At 42.4% G+C, this 19,300-nt stretch carries 12 protein-coding genes and 1 tRNA gene; 8 read left to right on the top strand and 5 right to left on the bottom strand.

Features of this window, described 5'->3' with window-relative positions:
* Positions 1 to 69 precede the first annotated feature (69 nt).
* Complete coding sequence (locus VK541_RS19725; RefSeq protein ID WP_324372148.1) at positions 70 to 1,578, top strand: sodium:solute symporter; 1,509 nt, start codon at positions 70 to 72, stop codon at positions 1,576 to 1,578.
* 19 nt (positions 1,579 to 1,597) lie between these two features.
* Positions 1,598 to 2,305 carry a TIGR00730 family Rossman fold protein gene (locus VK541_RS19720; RefSeq protein ID WP_324372147.1) on the top strand — a complete coding sequence of 236 codons (708 nt, stop codon included), beginning with the start codon at positions 1,598 to 1,600 and terminating at the stop codon, positions 2,303 to 2,305.
* 59 nt (positions 2,306 to 2,364) lie between these two features.
* Here the strand turns inward: VK541_RS19720 and VK541_RS19715 are convergent.
* A tRNA-Gly gene (locus tag VK541_RS19715) sits at positions 2,365 to 2,437 on the bottom strand.
* Between the two features lie 502 nt (positions 2,438 to 2,939).
* On the opposite strand from VK541_RS19715, the gene VK541_RS19710 reads away from it, so the two are divergent.
* The 3 genes from VK541_RS19710 (at position 2,940) to VK541_RS19700 (ending at position 9,771) form a co-directional block, all read left to right on the top strand.
* A complete protein-coding gene (locus VK541_RS19710) occupies positions 2,940 to 6,092 on the top strand; it encodes a SusC/RagA family TonB-linked outer membrane protein (protein ID WP_324372146.1) in 3,153 nt (1,050 codons plus the stop codon).
* Positions 6,093 to 6,103: 11 nt separating this feature from the next.
* Positions 6,104 to 7,582, top strand: a complete 1,479-nt coding sequence (locus tag VK541_RS19705) for a SusD/RagB family nutrient-binding outer membrane lipoprotein (RefSeq protein ID WP_324372144.1) — start codon at positions 6,104 to 6,106, stop codon at positions 7,580 to 7,582.
* A gap of 95 nt (positions 7,583 to 7,677) precedes the next feature.
* A complete protein-coding gene (locus VK541_RS19700) occupies positions 7,678 to 9,771 on the top strand; it encodes a S9 family peptidase (RefSeq protein ID WP_324372143.1) in 2,094 nt (697 codons plus the stop codon).
* A gap of 58 nt (positions 9,772 to 9,829) precedes the next feature.
* Here the strand turns inward: VK541_RS19700 and VK541_RS19695 are convergent, their stop codons facing one another.
* On the bottom strand, positions 9,830 to 11,077 hold the full coding sequence (locus VK541_RS19695; protein ID WP_324372142.1) for a hypothetical protein: 1,248 nt from the start codon (positions 11,075 to 11,077) through the stop codon (positions 9,830 to 9,832).
* A gap of 253 nt (positions 11,078 to 11,330) precedes the next feature.
* Between VK541_RS19695 and VK541_RS19690 the strand changes: the two genes are divergently transcribed.
* The 3 genes from VK541_RS19690 to VK541_RS19680 are packed head-to-tail and all read left to right on the top strand — an operon-like array spanning position 11,331 to position 14,717.
* On the top strand, positions 11,331 to 12,128 hold the full coding sequence (locus VK541_RS19690; protein WP_324372141.1) for an NUDIX domain-containing protein: 798 nt from the start codon (positions 11,331 to 11,333) through the stop codon (positions 12,126 to 12,128).
* 54 nt (positions 12,129 to 12,182) lie between these two features.
* A complete protein-coding gene (locus VK541_RS19685; RefSeq protein WP_324372139.1) occupies positions 12,183 to 13,604 on the top strand; it encodes an AMP-binding protein in 1,422 nt (473 codons plus the stop codon).
* Positions 13,605 to 14,717 (top strand): DUF3419 family protein, encoded by a 1,113-nt coding sequence (locus VK541_RS19680; RefSeq protein ID WP_324372138.1) that lies wholly within the window; start codon positions 13,605 to 13,607, stop codon positions 14,715 to 14,717.
* A gap of 29 nt (positions 14,718 to 14,746) precedes the next feature.
* Here the strand turns inward: VK541_RS19680 and VK541_RS19675 are convergent, their stop codons facing one another.
* From VK541_RS19675 to VK541_RS19665, 3 genes are read right to left on the bottom strand one after another with little or no spacing between them, the layout of a single operon-like run.
* Positions 14,747 to 15,817: a hypothetical protein gene (locus VK541_RS19675; RefSeq protein ID WP_324372137.1), complete on the bottom strand. Its 1,071-nt coding sequence runs from the start codon at positions 15,815 to 15,817 to the stop codon at positions 14,747 to 14,749.
* Entirely contained in the window at positions 15,804 to 18,371 is a 2,568-nt protein-coding gene (locus VK541_RS19670; protein WP_324372136.1) for a PEP/pyruvate-binding domain-containing protein, read from the bottom strand. The genes VK541_RS19675 and VK541_RS19670 overlap by 14 nt, the downstream gene beginning before the upstream one ends.
* Positions 18,368 to 19,258 (bottom strand): UbiA family prenyltransferase, encoded by an 891-nt coding sequence (locus VK541_RS19665; protein ID WP_324372135.1) that lies wholly within the window; start codon positions 19,256 to 19,258, stop codon positions 18,368 to 18,370. Before VK541_RS19665 ends, VK541_RS19670 begins: the two co-directional genes overlap by 4 nt.
* Between the last annotated feature and the right edge of the window lie 42 nt (positions 19,259 to 19,300).

The following is a 19,300-nucleotide window of genomic DNA, read 5'->3' as shown; positions in this document are numbered from 1 at the left end:
AATTTTGAGCAATTATGTGCGGAAACTCATGATGGTTTCTTACATTTAGAACCTTAACAAACCCAACTTATGAGTCCGGCTATACTACTGTCTTTTTTAATTGGTTACTTCCTTATTCTGATCATTATTGCATTTGCAACCTCAAGGAAATCATCAGACAACTCTACCTTTTTTATAGCCAACAGAAACTCAAAATGGTATTTGGTGGCTTTTGGAATGATCGGCACTGCGCTTTCCGGAGTTACTTTTATCTCGGTTCCCGGGGAAGTTGGCGCGCCCGCAGGAAACCAGTTCCAGTACTTTCAGTTCATTCTCGGAAATGCCATAGGCTTTATCATCATTGCTACCGTTTTGCTGCCACTCTATTATAGAATGAAGCTCACCTCTATTTACAGTTACATCGAGCAAAGACTGGGACATTACAGCTATAAAACGGCAGCCTCTATCTTTTTAATCAGCAGGACCATTGGTTCCGCATTCCGTTTATACCTGGTGGTTATCGTGCTTCAGCGCTTTATATTCGAGAACTACGGAATTCCTTTCTGGGTTACGGTATTGATTTCACTGATCTTAATCTGGTCGTATACGTTCAAAGGCGGACTAAAAACCATTATCATCACCGACACACTGCAAACATTTTTCCTTGTCCTTTCCGTATTTCTTACTCTTTACTTTATTTGCAGCAGCCTCGATCTGGACATTCCAAAAACATTTGAGACCATAAAAAACAGCGGCTACTCTAAAATATTCTTTTACGAAGATTTCCTGACCAGCAAATTCCATTTCAGCAAACAACTCCTTGGCGGGATCTTTGTCACCATAGCCATGACCGGCCTTGACCAGGACCTGATGCAGAAAAACCTGAGTATGAAAACTATAGGCGAGGCTCAAAAGAACATGTTTACTTTTACAGGGGTATTTGTAATCCTCAACATTTTCTTTTTAAGCGTAGGTGCTTTATTGTACATATATGCGACAAAAAATGGCATAGACATTCCTTTAGACCACGTTACCGGAAAACCAAGAACAGACTTTCTGTTTCCAGAAATTGCTTTTAACCACTTAGCACTCATCCCCGGGATAGTTTTTATGCTTGGGTTAACAGCAGCTACTTTTGCCACTACAGACTCCGCGCTAACTGCCTTAACAACATCTTTCTGTGTTGATTTTTTACAAATGGACAAGGGAGACAATTCAAATTCAAAAGCCTCTGTAAACAAACGCCATATCGTGCATGTCGCCTTTTCATTGCTGATGTTCCTGGTGATCATTGTATTTAACGCATTGAATGATGAATCTGTGGTTAATGGAATTTTCAGGGTAGCCTCTTACACCTACGGCCCTCTTTTGGGGCTTTACAGCTTTGGACTGTTTGTAAGGAACAGGGGCCTGCGCGACAAACTGGTTCCATTCGTTTGTATCATTTCACCAGCTATCTGCTATCTGCTGAACGACTATTCGGTCCAGTTGCTGGGCGGCTATAAATTCAGTGTAGAGCTGATCCTTGTCAACGGACTGATCACCTTTACCGGATTATTGCTGATCAGCAAAAAAACGGACCAGCAAACCAAATTTTAATACCCGAAATACCTATCGTATGACAAGTGAAGAGAAAATAAGAAGTGCATTTGAAAACAAAAACTGGCAGGAAATAAAAGTAACCGACTCCTGGCAGATCTTTAAGATCATGGCCGAATTTGTTGACGGCTTTGAGAAACTCGCCAAAATAGGCCCCTGCGTATCTATATTTGGATCAGCCAGAACTGCCGAGACCAACAAATATTATGAAATTGCCGTGGAATGCGGCAAGCTGCTGACCGACAGAGGCTATGGCGTGATCACAGGCGGTGGCCCCGGCATCATGGAAGCCGGTAACAAAGGTGCGCACACCAACGGCGGTAAATCGGTCGGATTAAATATAGAACTGCCTTTTGAACAGTTCCACAATAAATACATTGACCACAATAAACTGCTCGAATTCGATTATTTCTTCATCAGAAAGGTGATGTTCATGAAATACTCACAGGGCTTCATTGTATTGCCGGGCGGAATGGGTACAATGGATGAAATGTTTGAAGCGATCACACTCATCCAGACCGGAAAGATCGCCAGGTTCCCGATCGTCCTTATCGGTAAAGCATACTGGAGCGGTCTGGTAGAATGGATTAAAACCACTATGCTGGACAAAGAACACAACATTCACGCGGAAGACTTAAACCTGTTCAGACTGGTAGATACTGCTGAAGAAGCCACAGAACACATTTTCAGGTTCTATGAAAAATATGTATTAAAACCAAATTTCTAGTCTTTAGCAAAAAAATCGGCTATAAAAAAAGCCTTCCGTTTGGAAGGCTTTTTTTATAGAGCGAAAGACGAGATTCGAACTCGCGACCCCGACCTTGGCAAGGTCGTGCTCTACCAACTGAGCTACTTTCGCATTGGTATTTATCCTGTAAAATAAGCACAGGCGTTTTATTGTGGTTGCAAATATACAAGTTCCAAATCATTTTGAAAATGATTTGGAACTTTTTAGCCAATTTAATCATTAAAAAACCCCTTTTTTAAATGCCTGTCAATAAATCTAGTCCTCTATTTTTAACAGAAATAACTGTGTCACAACCAATTTCAACTCAATTGTTGTTTTACTGAACAGTGTAATAATATTGATCTTTTTAAAAAAAGCGCTCAGCACAATTTCTCTAAGATCTAAAATATCATGCAGAATTGATAACGTCCCAATGTATAAACCACTTGTTAAAAGCACTCGTATTTTTTTACAAAATCGTCAAAAAAAGGTAATTCATTAATAAATAGGATGGCAATCCCGGACATTACTAGCTTAATTTCCAATTCTAAACCCTATTTCTAACAAAAATCGGTTTTCAATAGCAAATTCTATATATTGCAGTAACTAAAACTAACCTAAATTCCCGTAAACTATGAGAAAAACCCTTACTCTCCTTTTTCTTCCATTTTTTTTACTGGCAAACCTCACTTTACAAGCTCAGGTAAAGACCATTAATGGAAAAATTACTGCTGCCGACGACGGCACTCCTCTGCCAGGAGTCAGCATTCAACTTAAAGGAACTTCAAACGGCACTACCACCGACGCCTCCGGAAATTTTAAAATCCAGGTATCCGGCAGCAACCAGACGCTTGTGATCAGCTCAATCGGATATTTAACCAGGGAAATCGGCATCGGTAACCAGTCTTCTATTAACATAACACTCACCGCAGACAGCAAACAGCTTGAGGAAGTGGTAGTATCTACTGCGATGGGTATTACACGGCAGAAGAAATCGCTGGGCTATGCTGCCCAGGGGGTTAAGTCCGAAGACCTGAATTTTAACCATCAGCCCAATGTGATCAACGCCCTGCAGGGTAAAATCGCCGGTGCTACCATTACCAGTGTGGGAGGCGGCCCCGGACAGGGAGCCAATATCCGAATCAGGGGTGTAAATTCGATAGATGCCAGCATATCCGGTGATCCGCTTTATGTGATAGATGGCGTACAGGTAGACAATTCGACTTCCATTCAGGGCGCCGGATCCGGAAACAGTGCGTCAACTCAAAGCCAGAATGTAAGGTCTGTAGGCAACAGGATATCAGACATCAACCCTGATGATATTGAAACCATAAACATCCTTAAAGGAGGTGCAGCTACCGCCCTTTACGGCTTGCGAGGGGCCAATGGAGTGGTAGTGATCACTACGAAAAAAGGAACTGGAAATGGTGTTCGTGTAGGCTTCAGCAGCTCATACGGCATAGACAACATCAATAAGACTCCCGAGATCCAGCAAGAATACACCGCGGGTATCCTGGGTGTCTATACACCCATTGGACTGGGCCCTGCCTGGGGACCGACGATCGCAGAAGCTAAGGCTATTGACCCAACGCACCCCGATTTCCTCTACAATAACTACGACCGGGCGTTTGAAACAGGCAACCAGTTCAGAAATTCCGTCAACATTACAGGCGGAACCGATGCGGTAAAAGTATTTTCTTCTCTTTCCGCCTTACAGCAGGACGGTATGCTACCTTTTACAGATTATAAAAATCTGTCTGCAAGGATAAATACAGATATAACTGTCAGTTCTAAAATCAAAGCGGGTGTAAACATCAGTTTTACGAATTCGGGCGGATACCGTTACGACGCTGACCGTTTTGGTGAAAGTTTAACCTATTACTCAGGACGATGGGATGTAAAGGATTACATTAACCCCGATGGCACGCAGGTATGGCGGGGAACCAACAACCCCATCTATGGAGCGGCGACCAACCGTTTAAAAGACAAGGTAAACCGCTTAATCGGAGGTTTTAATGTAGAATACAACCCGCTTACCTGGCTGAATTTCAGTTATCGTATTGGAGTAGATAATTATACAGATAACCGTTTCCGGACCGCGCCCGGCAAACTCAATTTACCAGGCGAAAACTCTTATGACAATGCAGATGGTTTTGTTGGAGAATACAATTCAGCCTACAGAGCAATCAATTCAACATTGATGACCCAATTGTCTACCGAACTCGCAAAAGACCTGAAAGCCACCCTGCGTCTGGGTTTTGAAGTTTACGACAGGCATTTAAAAGACCAGGGTGTTTTGGGCAGCATACTGGGAGTATACAACGATTTCAGGCTGACCAATGCAAAAGTACTTACCCCTACTCAAAACATTACCGACTATCGTTCCAATGGTTATTTTGGGGAAGCAACATTTGACTACAAGAACCTGCTGTTTCTATCTGTTACCGGCAGAAATGACATTACATCTTCCCTTGCCCCTGATAAAAGATCTTTCTTCTATCCTTCCGCAAGTTTGAGTTATGTATTCTCCGATCAGTTCAAACTGCCATCGTTTATTAATCAAAGTAAACTAAGGTTATCTTATGCCCGGATCGGAAAAGATGCACCGCCGTATTCCTCGGTAAACGGCTTTGCAAACTACCTGAGCCTTCCTCCGGGAATGGGCGGTGTAACCCTGAATTCCACACTTGGCGACCCGGACTTAAAACCTGAATTTACCAACACTTATGAAGCTGGTCTGGAAATGGCTTTTCTGAACAATCGCTTAAGTTTTGATGCGACCTACTACTATTCACTGGGTAAAGATCAGATCACCAGGGTGCAAATAAGTTCTGCCACAGGTTACGGAACAGCCTTCATCAATGTAGGAGACATTAGAAATAAGGGATTAGAACTTGTATTGAACGGCATACCGGTTAAAACACAGAATTTTAAATGGGAGTCCAGCTTAAATTTTTCCGCCAACCGGAATAAGGTGCTTAAACTAAATAAAGGTCTGACAGAAATTGTCTACGGAGAAAGTGCACCAACAGGTGGTTACGGCAACTCTCCGATTACCATGAAATTACTCCCCGGACAACCATATGGCAACATTTATGGATCGTATTACCTAAGGTATTATGGAACTGATACTGAAGATCCGGTGTTTACTGATGAATCCAGACCGATAATTATCGGGGCAAACGGTTTCCCGACCAATTCCAGTACCAAGCAAAAGCTTTTGGGCAATACGCAGCCTGACTGGATCGCTGGGTTTTCTAATACTTTCAGCTATAAAAACATTAGTCTTTCGACCTTGTTCGATGCCAGAGTGGGTTTTGAAAAATTCAACAGACTTGAAAACTTCAATTCCGCTTTTGGGATTGCAGACTATACCCGGGACCGCAGAGATTTCAAAGTCTTTGAGGGCGTGCTGGCGGACGGGACCCCCAATACCAAATCAGTTTGGTTAGGACAAACTACAGGCCCTGATGGGGTAAACTACGGGGAAGGTTATTACCGTTTGTACCACAGGGTATTGTCAGAGCCATTTGTGCAGGATGCATCATGGGTGAGGTTACGTTCTGCAAGCCTGTCCTATAGACTGCCAACCAACTGGCTGCCAAAAAATTCCATCAGAAATGTTGCAGTTTCCGTAACGGGTAATAATTTATGGCTTTGGACCAAATACTATGGGCTGGATCCTGAATCTGTATCTGCCGACAGCGGCAGCAACGTGGACGGAGCCGCGGGCTTTACTTATCCTTCTGCCCGTTCCTTTTTATTCACCCTTAATGTTGGATTTTAATCGAAGAGATCATGCAAAAATTATATAAACATACACTAATCGCAGCAATATCTGTTCTCACGCTGTTGACAGGCTGCAGTAAGAGTTATTTTGATGAACTGACCAATAATCCAAATCTGGTTACCATCCCCCCTATGAGCGCTCTGCTGGCAACATCCACTACCAAGGCCGGACTGAACAGCTATACCATCGCCAGCATCACCAATCCTTATGTGCAATATACAGCAAATCCGAGTGCCAGTGCCGCCAGTGACACTTACCAGAATATCAACTTTACTACACAATGGGACGCGCTCTATTTCGCCATGGCTGATGCAAATGAGCTTAAAAAGCTGGCCGTTGCACAAAGCGCCAGTGAATATAAGGGAGTAGCCGATGTATTAATTGCCTACAATCTGACACTGATGAATGATCTTTGGGGAGCAGGGCCTTTTTCAGAAGCTTTCAATACGAAGAATTTCACTCCAAAGTATGACAGCGAACAGGATATTTACAAAGCTGCTATGGCTTTAATTGACGAAGCCATCGTTGAATTGACCAAATCAGATGCTCCTGCATCGCTTAAGCTTGTTCCGGGGAGCGATATGATCTATGGTACAAAATCAATTTCTACTCCAGGTCTCACCGCCAGAGAGAAATGGCTGCGTACCGCCTATGCATTGAAAGCAAGGTTACTGATCAAAGTAAGTAAAACAGCCAGCTTTGATGCGGCCGCAGTTTTAGATGCCGTATCTAAATCCTACACGTCCAATGATCAGGATGCCGGCATGGCCACTTTTGTATTGTACAATAGCTGGGCACAGGTAGCAAGGGACAATGCAGCCTTATCACTGGGTGGATGGCTTTCAGAACAACTGGTAGATCATCTTAACGGTGCATCGTATGGTGTTTTTGATCCAAGGATCAGGAAGATCACCGACCCGACAACGGTCCCGAACATGCCAAACTACGCAAAATGGATTGGAACTGTAAATGGATCCGGCAACAGGTCTAATCCACCCAATAACAATACCGTAAAAGATGAAAATTACATCGCCGTAAGCTCTCCATGGACCTCAGATGTATCACCTCTTTTACTGGTTACTTACGCTGAGCTTAAATTTATTGAAGCAGAGGCGGCATTTGCCATTGACAAGCCAAGAGCATATGCAGCTTATCTGGCAGGCGTCAATGCCAATATGGACAAACTAAAAGTTGCATCAGATGATCCGGAAAGGATAACCTATATGGCCGCAGCCGCTGTAGGTGCTGCAAGTCTTACCAAAGACCTGATCTTCAAAGAGAAGTACGTCGCCACTTACTTAAACCCTGAAGCCTGGAATGATGCGCGCCGCCACGACTATGCTTATAGAAATTTCTCATTACCGTCAAATAAGATACTGCCCGATTACATTCGCCGTCTGGATTATCCAACAGGTGAAAGAAGCAAAAACGGCGCAAACGTCCCTGCTGAAGTCCCGAGAACAACAAAACTTTGGTGGGACCAGTAACAATTTTATAAAAAATACCCCTAAAAAGCCCTGACAACTATAAGTCAGGGCTTTTTTTTATAAATTATTCCTTCAAATGAACGAAAACAATTGCAATGAGAAAAATACTCCTTCTAATTTCTTTAACAGCGATAACAAATATTGGTTTTTCACAGTCCTTTAGTCTTAAATCTGTCCTGAGTTATCCTTTCCCCTCAGAACTCACCGCATCCAGGCAGGAAGACAAGATAGCATGGGCGGTAAATCAGGAAGGCAGACGAAATATTTATACAGCAACAGGACCAGACTATATGCCCAATAAAGTAACCGCCTATGACCTCGATGATGCGCAGGAAATTACCGGTTTATCCATTTCAGATGACGGAAAATGGATCGTATTCGTCAGAGGAGGAGATCATGGATCAAGAGAGGGCACAGTTCCCGTTAATGCGGCATCGGCCCCTGTTCTTCCAAAAGTACTGGTTTGCTCTGTACCATTTTCCGGTGGAAAGGTAAATGAACTGGCCGAAGGAGACAATCCCGTAATCAACCCGGACAATGAACACATCACCTTTATAAAAAATGGGCAGGTCATGACCTCGCCCATCAATGGTGCCTCACCTGCGAAGCAGCTATTTTACGCCAAAGGAATAAACAGCAGCATCACCTGGTCACCTGACGGCACCAAACTTGCCTTTGTGTCCCTGAGGTCAGATCATTCTTTTATAGGCATATACAGCAATCAGGAAACACCGGTTCAATGGATCATGCCCGCTTTATCCAAAGACAATTCACCGCGCTGGTCCCCGGACGGAAAAGAGCTGGTCTTCGTCCGGACTCCCGGTACCGGTGGTGCCCCTGATTCTATTTTATCAAGGAAGCATCAGCCATGGGCAATATGGAAGGCCGATATTACGGCTGAAACCGGAATTCAGATCTGGAAGGCACCCGAGACATTAAGAGGCTCTTTACCATCAATGGATGGCGGCACAAATTTAATGTGGGCCGATCACAAAATTGTTTTCTCCTCCTATGAGGATGGCTGGCCGCACTTGTACAGCATGAACCCGGATGGCATGCAAAAGACATTACTGACTCCTGGTAATTATGCTATAGAGCACGTCAGGCTGAGTAATGATAAAAAATCGTTGCTGTTCAGTGCCAATACCGGCAAAGAAAAAACCGATATAGACCGCCGGCATATCTATAAAGTGTCCATTGCCAAAGCCGGTATGACTGCGCTTACTTTTGGGACAGGAATGGAAACTTATCCAGTGATAAGTGGAAACTCTTCGACCGTTCTGTTCCTGAGCGGAACCGCCCAAAGGCCCCTGCTGCCTGCTTTTTTGAAAGACAAGAACAAAGATTTCCATTTAATCGGCGAAACGATGATACCTGCTGATTTCCCGTCAAAACAACTGGTGACCCCGGCACAGGTTACATTCAGGGCAGCAGACGGGAATCTGGTGTATGGGCAGCTTTTTACACCCTTAAAGAAGACATCAGCATCAGTTAAAAGACCTGCCATAGTTTATGTTCACGGAGGTCCGCAGCGGCAAATGCTTTTAGGCTGGCACCATATGGACTACTATTCGATAGATTATGCATTAAATCAATACCTGTGCAGTATCGGTTTTACCGTTCTCTCTGTAAATTACAGACTGGGGACAGGCTATGGTTACGATTTTCATAAACCGCAAAATGCCGGCGCGCAGGGCGCATCCGAATACCTCGATGTCAAAGCTGCAGGCGAATGGCTGGCTATACAGCCTGGCATAGATGCTGGTCGCATCGGAATCTACGGTGGCTCTTACGGTGGTTTTTTAGTAGCCCTTGCACTGGGTAAAGATTCCCGCCTATTTGCTGCCGGAGTAGACATCCATGGAGTAAATAACCGTTTTAGCAGTTCCGTCGCCGACAACAGACCGGAAGCTCCGGATGCAGCACTGGCTGAAAAAAAAGCAATTGAATCTTCTCCGGTCACTTATGTAAACACCTGGACCTCTCCCACGCTGATCATCCATGCGGACGACGACCGCAATGTCAATTTTAGTCAGAGCGTGGATCTGGCCAGGCGTTTTGAAGACAAGAAATTTGAATTTGAATACCTTTCCATTCCTGATGACACACATCACTGGATGAAATATTCAAATGCGGTTAAAGTAAGTGCGGCCACAGCCGATTTTTTAAAAAGAAAACTAATGCCTTAACCCGGTTCCTCTCATTTTATGACAATTAAAAATCTTGTTCCTTAGAAATTCTGCTTCTTTATTTAAACCCAAATATCAGCGGAAATATAAAAGTCACAATAATTGTCCATAAAAAGTAAACGGGCAGGTAAAAGGCAATGGCTTTCCCTACCCCACTTAAATCGGTCTTTTTTGAAAGCACCCTAAAAAGCTGCACGGTGATCAACAGCAGATTTATCAGGATCAAGACATTACCCCCAAGAACAGCAGCCCTGTTTGGTGTAAACCCCCATTCTGAAATCCGGAACAAAATCGCAGAAAGCGCAACTCCATTAACTATTATAGTCACCGCGGACAGTAGAAAGAGCACCCAGACTTCCGCATTACTTTTAGTTGTCTTAGATGTTTCGGCAACGGAAAAGAAGATAATGGCCATAACACCGATCAATAAAGCATTGAACATCATTAAGAATTCACGGTCGTTATAAGGATCTTTACCGGAATAAACTATTGCTGTAAGGTAAACTACCAGCATCACCAGAACCAGCGGACTGAATAGTTTAGCAATTACAGGAGAAACCTTACCTACCAGTTGTGGATTGGTTTGGGTAAGATAAGTGCCCACAACCGGTACGGCGGCAAGCCCCAATATTCCAATATTTTTGAAATAAAACTCTTCAATATTAAAACCGATCAGCGAGAAAAGCCCGACGGTTATAGCGCTCATGATTCCACCTGCTATCAGGATAAGGGCTGCCATAACCACCAGATCGCCATTGTACTTCAAAAAGTTAAGCCGTTTTTCCTCGCTGTTTCTATACCCGGCTACAAAAGCAAAGCCCAGTACCGACCATAAAAATAACGCCAGGTGAATACAGGACAAAGTGAGGGTATCGCTGGTTTTAATATCAGGAAAGGAATTGATAAAAATCAATCCCGCAAGGGTTAAACCAGCAATAAAAGCAATTTTACCGGCTGATAATTTGTTTTTCCAGGAAAAATAAACCGTTAAAATCGGGAAAACGATAAAACCAATGTTCCTGGTATAAAAAAATTCTTCGTTTATAGATAAAATCGCCGGCAGTTTAGCGATAAGGCCTGCCGCGAGTGAAGCAATTATGACTAATAATAATTCCCTGCCCGTACCCCAGTTGATCTCATCACTTTCGTAATTCAGTCTTTCATTCCAGAAATCAGCAAGGCTATTGCTTTTGAGCTCCGGATACAGTGCACGGAAAATCCGTTTAAAATTTACTTTATCAGACCGATACATCTTTTCAAGTTTCCCCGGGTCATTCAGATGGCTGAGTATTTCATCTTGTGTCATAACAATTGGTTTATATTATTAAATATATTTATAAAAAGCACTTTGCAATTCAAAGCTACATATAAGTACTTTGAATTGCAAAGTATTTATAGAAAATATTTTAAGATGAAATTTAGCAACAAAAAACAGCCATGAGCACTATAATAATTAACAGGTTAACAGGATGTGATTGGCGAATACAATATATATTATTAATTATATATACATTTTATTAATAATATATACATTAGGGTATTATATATTAAAGCGAATTATGAATGAGTTTTTTTTGATGGAAAGAGTTAAGGAACTTAGAAGGGAGCTTTATAATAAGGAATTAAAGCAAGATGAAATTGATAAGATAGTAACCGAAATCTCACCATTTAAAAATATTTTAGGGCTTAATGATGGAGCCGAACCATTACTGATGGTCGATAAAGATGGTGAAAGTTTAAATATTGAGGCCCCAAGATGGATTTTTCACTTATTAGGCTTGAAACATAAAGCGGTTCATTTATTACTCTATAGCAGGAATGATGTTAATGACCCGGTTTTTATTTTGCAGGTAAGATCTTTTACAAAGTTTGAATATCCGGGCCATTTAGATATGTCTGTGGGGGGACATGTTATTGGAAATGAATCTTCTCATACTACGGTATTGAAAGAGATGGAAGAAGAATTGGGCATTCAAATAGGTCACCTGCTAAATTCAAATTTTTATCATATAAATAGCTATATGATAGAAGATATTAAACCCGAGATAAATTTATATAATTGTGAACGAAGAGATTTATATATAGCTGAAATAGATAGTAAATCAATTGGCTCCATCAATTTTAAAGATAACGAAGTTGCAGGGTTATACCTTTGTCCCCTGAGTTCTGTAAAGGATCTGTTGGATCATACCGCTCTTCCGTTGACCCATGCACTGAAAGAATCTTTACCAAAATGCTTAAATTTTTTAACTATTTTAATGCTTGTTCCCTGGAATGAATCTGTTAGCCTTACTGATGTTGGTGCTATCATAGTAAGTATTTGGCGGAACATACCCTATTCTGCATTAATATCGTAAGCCTGCTGAATGTAGGCACAAGGTCCATAAATTTATTAAAACCTAAATCATCCAGTGGTTAATTTTTATAATTACATACATGCTACACTTAACGAATCACAAGATAATGAGCTAATCTTTTGGCCGGGTCTGGATGGTAGCAGAGGCCTTTCTAACAGAAATTTACTACAGCATATATCTAATTTTCGCCATTTATTGCAACTACATGCAGCGCCTGGTGCTCCTGTTTTGCTGGCAATTCCGGCTAGTGTTGATTCTATTAACGCCCTATTGGCTATACAAAGCATAGGAGCCGTTCCTGTTATTCCTCCGGCAAAAGCCGGTATAAAAGTACTCCTGTCAACTATTAAAAAACAACATATTAAAGTTATTATCGCGGCCAAAAAACCAGGAGTACTATTACACTTAATCCTGAAGCTGATTGGGCTCAAATACTTGTATGTCAATCATACAGTCAAAAGATCTATGACATGGCAGCCAGAACAGGTGCCACCTGATCAACCCGCACTGATTACCTATAGTTCGGGAACCACCGGAGAACCGAAGGGGATTTTTCGGAGTCACCAGGTATTTTCCGCTCAGCATTTGCTCATCAAAAAACTATTCCCTGCTGACAAAGGAAGCCGTGATTTTCCTTTATTTCCTAATGTTATCCTGCATAATCTGGCCTCCGGTTTGGTTAGTATTTTACCAGATATACCAGGATTCCAAATGGTCAGTTTAGACCCAGCCAGGGTAATAGCACAATTGGAATCTCAACAAGTTGCACGTCTGAGCGGCAATGTATTTTATTTAAAAAGCCTTATCAATTTTTTAAAAGGCAGCATACGGTCGTTTGCATCAGTGAAAACAGTGGTTATTGGTGGTTCACCAGTCCCCTTGGATCTGGTACACGCTTTAAGACCTTATTTTCCCCATGCAGCGTTTTATATCATTTATGGCTCATCAGAGGCCGAACCAATCGCTATAAGGCAAGTGGATACTTTGCCAGAAGATCCATTGAATGGTTATGCGGTAGGCATCCCCTGTAAAGAACTGGAATTTAGGATCAGCAGGCCAGTCGTAATACATACATCCAGCGGATCATTTAATGCAGGTGAGATCGAAGTAAAGGGGAAGCACGTAGCCACAACTAAAGAAGGAGGCTGGCTGAATACAGGCGATATAGGCTACCTGACACCTGATGGCCAGCTTTACCTGACAGCCAGGATAGGTAACGAAAAACCACATCAGGGTATACAACATTTCCAGATAGAGCACTTGCTGGTACTACAGCCCGGAGTGCAGCAAGCTGCTGCAATAAGTGACAGTGATGGCTTCAAAATCCTGGTACAGGGCCAGCTTGGGAAGGAGGAAGTACAACAAATACTGTCTGCTCATTTTTCACCCGGAATTATCAAAAGCATCGAGTTGGTGGCTCAAATACCGGTAGACAACAGACATCATTCCAAAGTGCTATACCATAAACTGAAATAAATGAAGTCAGAATTTACGCAGCTCAACCTGGATCTCATTCGTTATTCCCTTGTATGGGAAGACAGTCATTCTCTGTACGAAGCGCTCGAGATAGATCAAACTGATCATTTGTTGGTTATTACTTCGGCAGGCTGCAATGTTTTAAATGCACTGCTCAGGAATCCGGCCAGCGTAACAGCTATCGACCTGAATCCATTTCAAAACAAACTACTGCTGTTAAAAAAACATATTGTACTGAATCATGATTATGAAGTGTTTTATGCCTTGTTGGGCTTTGCCGGTAAAACAGCGGTTAATGATGCCTGGAATACATTAATGAAAACGCTGGCATCAGGTGAACAATCCTTTTGGTCGGCATTTTTTGACGAACATCCCGGTGGTCTGCTGACTTCGGGAAAGCTCGAAAGTTATATTACGTCGTTTTATGATACCCTTGATCAGGATATACAGGATAAGCTTCAGCAACTCATTCGGTTTGATAACATTAAGGCACAATATGCCTTCTTTAAAGCGCATCTGGATAACAGTGATTTTAAACCTGCGTTCATCGCATATTATAGCGAAGAAAATTTACAACGGGGACGTGATTCAAATTTACTGAAATATGCTTCGGACCCTATCGGACCGGCTTTTTACGATCGCCTTTTAAAACAAGTCAGTTCTGCCTTATTAAGCGCTAATTTCCATTTTCGCTTTTTCTTTTTTGGCCTCCGAAATCTACCCGCCGATGTACTGCCTCCCTGTTACCGCAGGAGAAATTATGCATTTTTAAGACAACAGCTTGGTAAAATGCAGGTTGTTGAAGGGGAAGCCATGGAACATCTGCTGTCTAAATACGGTAGCTCGATAACCAAAGCCGCACTTTCCAATATATTTGAATACATCAGTCAGGAAGAGTTCGGTCACATTTGCAGGGCGCTGATCGAGGAACCGGACCGTAATCTTCGGGTCGTTTTCTGGAATCTGTTGAATAGCCAGGGTGAAGGCCGGGGCAATAGTAACGGGCGTATAGCAGTCAAAAAGCGGCCCTTATCTTCCAAAAGCAGTTTCTACTTCAAAAATATCATTCAATTACAGTTTGTACCCGAAAAAACGGTTAACCTGACAGATTAGATGTGTTGGATAATAAGGTGGCCAGAGCATTAACTAAGTATTTTCTCGTACAAGGCATATTTTGCAGATTCATAAGGAATATTGTTTGAAAAATGAGCTGAATAATTATCTGAGCGCATCAGACAGAGCAAAACATCTTCATAAATGCCATCTATAAGCGTAAGCATGCCATAGGCGCCCATATAATTCAATAATCCCTGTCTCCGGAAATCGGGATGTACACCAAATGTTTTGGCCATTAAGGTTTTGTGATTTAATTTTTCAAAATCCCTGGCAAAATCAGGTTCCTTTACCGAGGGATATAAAGCATGATAATTTGGCTGGCACATACAGATGGCAACCAGTTGACCAGATGCCTGATCTCTGATGAGCACGGAACTGTGGGGGCATAATTTTTCAGCGAACCGATGACTATAGATTATTTGAAACTGCTTATAGGAAATTGCCTTATAAAAGGGGTTTTCCTTAAAAATAATGTGCATCAATTGAAATATATCATGTTCGTATAATTTCCAGTTCTCCAGGTTTAAAGTAATGAAATCAAAGGGTATTTGACTGATTGCCTTCACAAATTCATTTTTATTGGCAAAAAGAGCCGGCAGGTTTTTTCTGCTGATCAGGCGGGTTTCATATGTTAGTTTCTCCTGGAAACCAATGGCCGATAAGAGATCAGGATAATACACCGGATTAACCGGTTCTTTGTCAAACATTCCCCAGCTTGGTGAATCGCCTACGCGCAGGCGATTAGCTTGAAATGTACTGAAATTGATTGGCCCTGTCAGGTTGACTCTACCTTTTTCCCTGGCATCATTCTCTAATAAACGGAATGCCTGCTCATGCAATTCGCTATCAGCCACACTTTCCCAAAAACCGAAATAAGCTGCCGGCTCCGCCTTTGGAAATATACCTGCTAGTCTGAAGTGTTCATGATCAGTATACAGGATAATATCATGCTGAATAGCCTCCATCGCAAAAAACGACCTAATGGCTTCAGGCTCTTCCGTCGGTTTTACCGGTGATTTTTCATAAATTTTTTCCGGGATCTTAAAAAAGCTATCCGGGATAGTCCCCTGATAAACAATACGGTCAATTGGGCTCATCTTTAATTATTTTTATCACGCCGGATGTTCCGTTCATGCTGACACGCTGTCCGCTTTTTAGTTTATTGGTTAAACCAGGGATATTGATAATTGCGGGGATACCAAATTCGCGAAGCAGGATAACGGAATGAGAAAGAGCAGAGCCCTTTTCTATAAGCACCGCCTTACATGTCGGAAAAAGCGCCACCCAGCCTGGGTCAGTACGTAAGGCACAGACAATTTTTCCGCTCACATCCAGGTCATCTTCAGGCCCTCTGATAATCATGACTTCTGCGGTGACCTCTCCCGGCACGCAGCCGGTTCCCTGCAAAATATATGGATCATTATTGCTGACCTCAACCAGCTTTTCCCGGGGAGCCGGAACAATGACACGGGCAGATACCTCCTCGCGCTTGTAGCCATCAAATGTTTCCTTTCGCTCAGCTATGGCAGTCGCTTTCTGAAGAGTCGTTTTATTGAGGAGCAAATCCCAGATCTCCGGTTCTGTGAGGTAAAAAATATCTTCCGGTAATGGTAAGGCATTTGCTCGCACAAGCAGATCGCCGGCTTTTAGATAAAGTGCACGGTACATTCCAAACAGACGGGTCCTTTCCAGGCGCATTCCTTCCCGGTACTGTATCCCTTTCCGGAGCTTATGTAAACTACTGTAAAGACCCCGTTTAAAAAGATAGGATCGCTTTTGCAACATGCTGTCCAATTTTTTCCGGGCAGATTCATGCAGGTGCGATAAAGCCGATGTTTGAAATGTGTTTTCTGTAGTGAGGTAGTTGCGCAGATAACTGTAAAAGATACGGGGCGATAGCCGCATGGTAACCGTCTCCAGTTTTAATTCACCTACGGTCCTGTCCCCATAGGTATGTATAAAGCTGTTTACGGTGGTGTAAAAGTCCGGAAACTGTATTTTAATCAGCTCATGCACACCCGATGGCAATTTAATAATCAGCGCTTTTAATTCGGGCAGCAGCATCGCCTCAAGGGCAATTTTTTGCATAACCACAGCAGGCTGCGCACTTTCAATTTGCTGATTGCCGGCTAAATACATACTTAAAAACTCTTCTGGCTCCCTGATTCCGGCTTTAATTAGTTTTCGTCTCACTTTTCCATTCATCATCATGACATAAAAATCATTGACAATAGGAGTAGTCCAGTTTTTGAGCAATGCCTCATCTAACGCCCTTATTTGTTCCACTATTTGTGAACCGTTAGTCCACGTAGGTAATGATTGATAAAAATGTTCGTAATAAGTGCTAAAATGACTGTGAAAGGTGGCCACGTCCTTGTCCAGTTTCCTAAAGGCAAGCAGCAGCCTTGACATACTGGACAAAAGGGTGGGCATTAATTTTAGCTTTTCGGTAAATGACTTTTTGGTATCGCTTATAAAATCAACGGGATCTTCCAGGCCCATCATACGTTCCATATCCTCCTTATTCTGTTTAAAAGAAGGCAGGACCTGCAGGCCCCGGTACCAGTTATTGATGTTATAATAGATACGGCCCTTTACCAGGCCCAGCAGATTATCCAGTACGGGCCGGTAGGTTTCGGCAACCTTTTCCGGCACAGAAAGTAATATCATGGTTTGCTGGTACACTGTGGTATACACTCTTTGGGCGAAGCTAAAAGTTAAAGGTGTGGTAACACCGCAATAACTCTCCTGTATATTTGAATTATCATATACGATAACTTGGGGAATAGTTTGGGTAATATGGCGTGACTGAACAAAGTACAGTTCATTGTCCGTAATCACAAATTCTATATCCTGTGGGTGGCCGTTCCTTTTTTCCAGGCGCTTTGAAATAGCAAACAAGCTCTGTAACTGTGTCTGAGTAATGCAGGGAGTGTTTTGTTTGGTACGATCAATATCCATTAACTGGCTGCCTTTCTGCGGGTCAGGCTTAAATTGCTTGTCTTTAAATGCTATTGTTTGATGAGTGATGGAGCCGTCTTTTTTTAATAGATAAAATTCATCAGCATCCAATTTTCCGTCTACAAGGCCCTCCCCTAAACCCCATACCGCATGTACTGCCATTTCTTCGGGATATTGTGGGTAGGTCGAAAAAACCACGCCGCTTGAATCGGCATTCAGCTGTTTCTGTACAATTACGGCAGGCTGGGCTGCACTGGATAGTGACCGGTGCGCCCGGTAGGCAATCGCTTCTGAAGAGTAGGCACTTGCGGCGCACTGTGCTATGGATTGATGAACATCTTTAATGTTCCTGAGATTAGAATAAGAACTCATAATACCGGCAAAAGCATTCTGCGACCCGTCTTCATCAACAATAGATGAACGCACAATCACGCTTTGATGTGGAAAGCCCCAGCCAGCCAGTATTTTTGTCAATTGTTTTTGATCTTCATCAGTAAGTGCAAATTGAAGCAGCCTCTCTTTGATATCGGCAGCTCCTATAGAAGGTTGTTGAATAAGGGAAGTAAAATTTTCAGCGGGTAGTATGAGAAAATCAGGTACGTTGATGCCTGCTTCAACCAGTTTAATCAGACCTTCGGCCTTACCACCGATAGTTGCCCCGTTTTTTTTTTTTACCGGATAAAGGATCATAGTCTTAATTGCGTTTCTATAATAATAGACAAGTAACTGACCAGCATAAACAAAGACACAAATAATTCGGCCAGCCGGAGCTTTTTTTCCTGCGGATGTTTGACCATTGCGGCATACAACAGGCACGTAAGCAGATATAATAAGCAGATGGTCAGGTAGGCCCAAAAGTGTGATTGGATACTGTGGAGTAAATAATATTGCACAAAAACACCTCCAAGTAAAAATAAGAGTACACAAACAATCGACCTTTTATAACCTATTGACTGAGAGTAAGAATCGACTGTTGATCTTTCGGCATCCGGCGCGTGGATCTTGCGGGCAAGTTCAAAGCAAAAGCCGCCAAATAGGCTCAGTGCACCCAGAAAATATAAGGAGGGATGCAGCAGATTCTGATTATAGGCAGACCATACCCACAACATAATAAGCGGCATGATGAGCATATGGGTACAGGCATATAAAAATAACCTGGGCTTTAAAAAGGAACTGACAAAAAATTCATAGCGCATCAGTATACTGTAACCCAATGCCACCAACCAGCAAATCATGGTAGCAGGCCCGTTCCAATAACTCCATAGAAGTTCAAATACAGAAAGGATTGCAGAAATAATAAATAATTGTTTTAAGGAAATGCGTCCTGATTGTAATACCCGCCCGGGATGATTGATATTGTCAATCTGCAGGTCTTTTACCTCATCAAATACCCGCAGTCTGAAAAAGAAAGAGATAGCAGCTATAACACCTGTCAGTTCTTTAATACCGATATGAATAGGTTGAATTGAAAAATAAGAAGCAACAGAATAAGCAGTAAAAAAAACGATTGCAAATAGCAATATGTGGACTGGAGGAAATCGCTCTTTAAAATAGGCTATGATATTGATAATCTTCACCTAACTAAGATAGCAATATGTTATTACAAGTTGTTTAGTGTT

The sequence above is a fragment of the Pedobacter sp. genome, from assembly GCF_035317785.1.
Taxonomy (GTDB): domain Bacteria; phylum Bacteroidota; class Bacteroidia; order Sphingobacteriales; family Sphingobacteriaceae; genus Pedobacter.
Note: the sequence above shows the minus strand (reverse complement) of the source record. Positions and strands in the feature narration are given on the sequence as shown.

Coding starts and splice junctions, on each gene's coding strand:
- VK541_RS19695 (WP_324372142.1), bottom strand. CDS start 11,077: ATGACACAAGATGAAATACTCAGCCATCTGAATGACCCGGGGAAACTT.
- VK541_RS19710 (WP_324372146.1), top strand. CDS start 2,940: ATGAGAAAAACCCTTACTCTCCTTTTTCTTCCATTTTTTTTACTGGCA.
- VK541_RS19675 (WP_324372137.1), bottom strand. CDS start 15,817: ATGAGCCCAATTGACCGTATTGTTTATCAGGGGACTATCCCGGATAGC.
- VK541_RS19700 (WP_324372143.1), top strand. CDS start 7,678: ATGAGAAAAATACTCCTTCTAATTTCTTTAACAGCGATAACAAATATT.
- VK541_RS19670 (WP_324372136.1), bottom strand. CDS start 18,371: ATGATCCTTTATCCGGTAAAAAAAAAAAACGGGGCAACTATCGGTGGT.
- VK541_RS19680 (WP_324372138.1), top strand. CDS start 13,605: ATGAAGTCAGAATTTACGCAGCTCAACCTGGATCTCATTCGTTATTCC.
- VK541_RS19690 (WP_324372141.1), top strand. CDS start 11,331: ATGAATGAGTTTTTTTTGATGGAAAGAGTTAAGGAACTTAGAAGGGAG.
- VK541_RS19720 (WP_324372147.1), top strand. CDS start 1,598: ATGACAAGTGAAGAGAAAATAAGAAGTGCATTTGAAAACAAAAACTGG.
- VK541_RS19705 (WP_324372144.1), top strand. CDS start 6,104: ATGCAAAAATTATATAAACATACACTAATCGCAGCAATATCTGTTCTC.
- VK541_RS19725 (WP_324372148.1), top strand. CDS start 70: ATGAGTCCGGCTATACTACTGTCTTTTTTAATTGGTTACTTCCTTATT.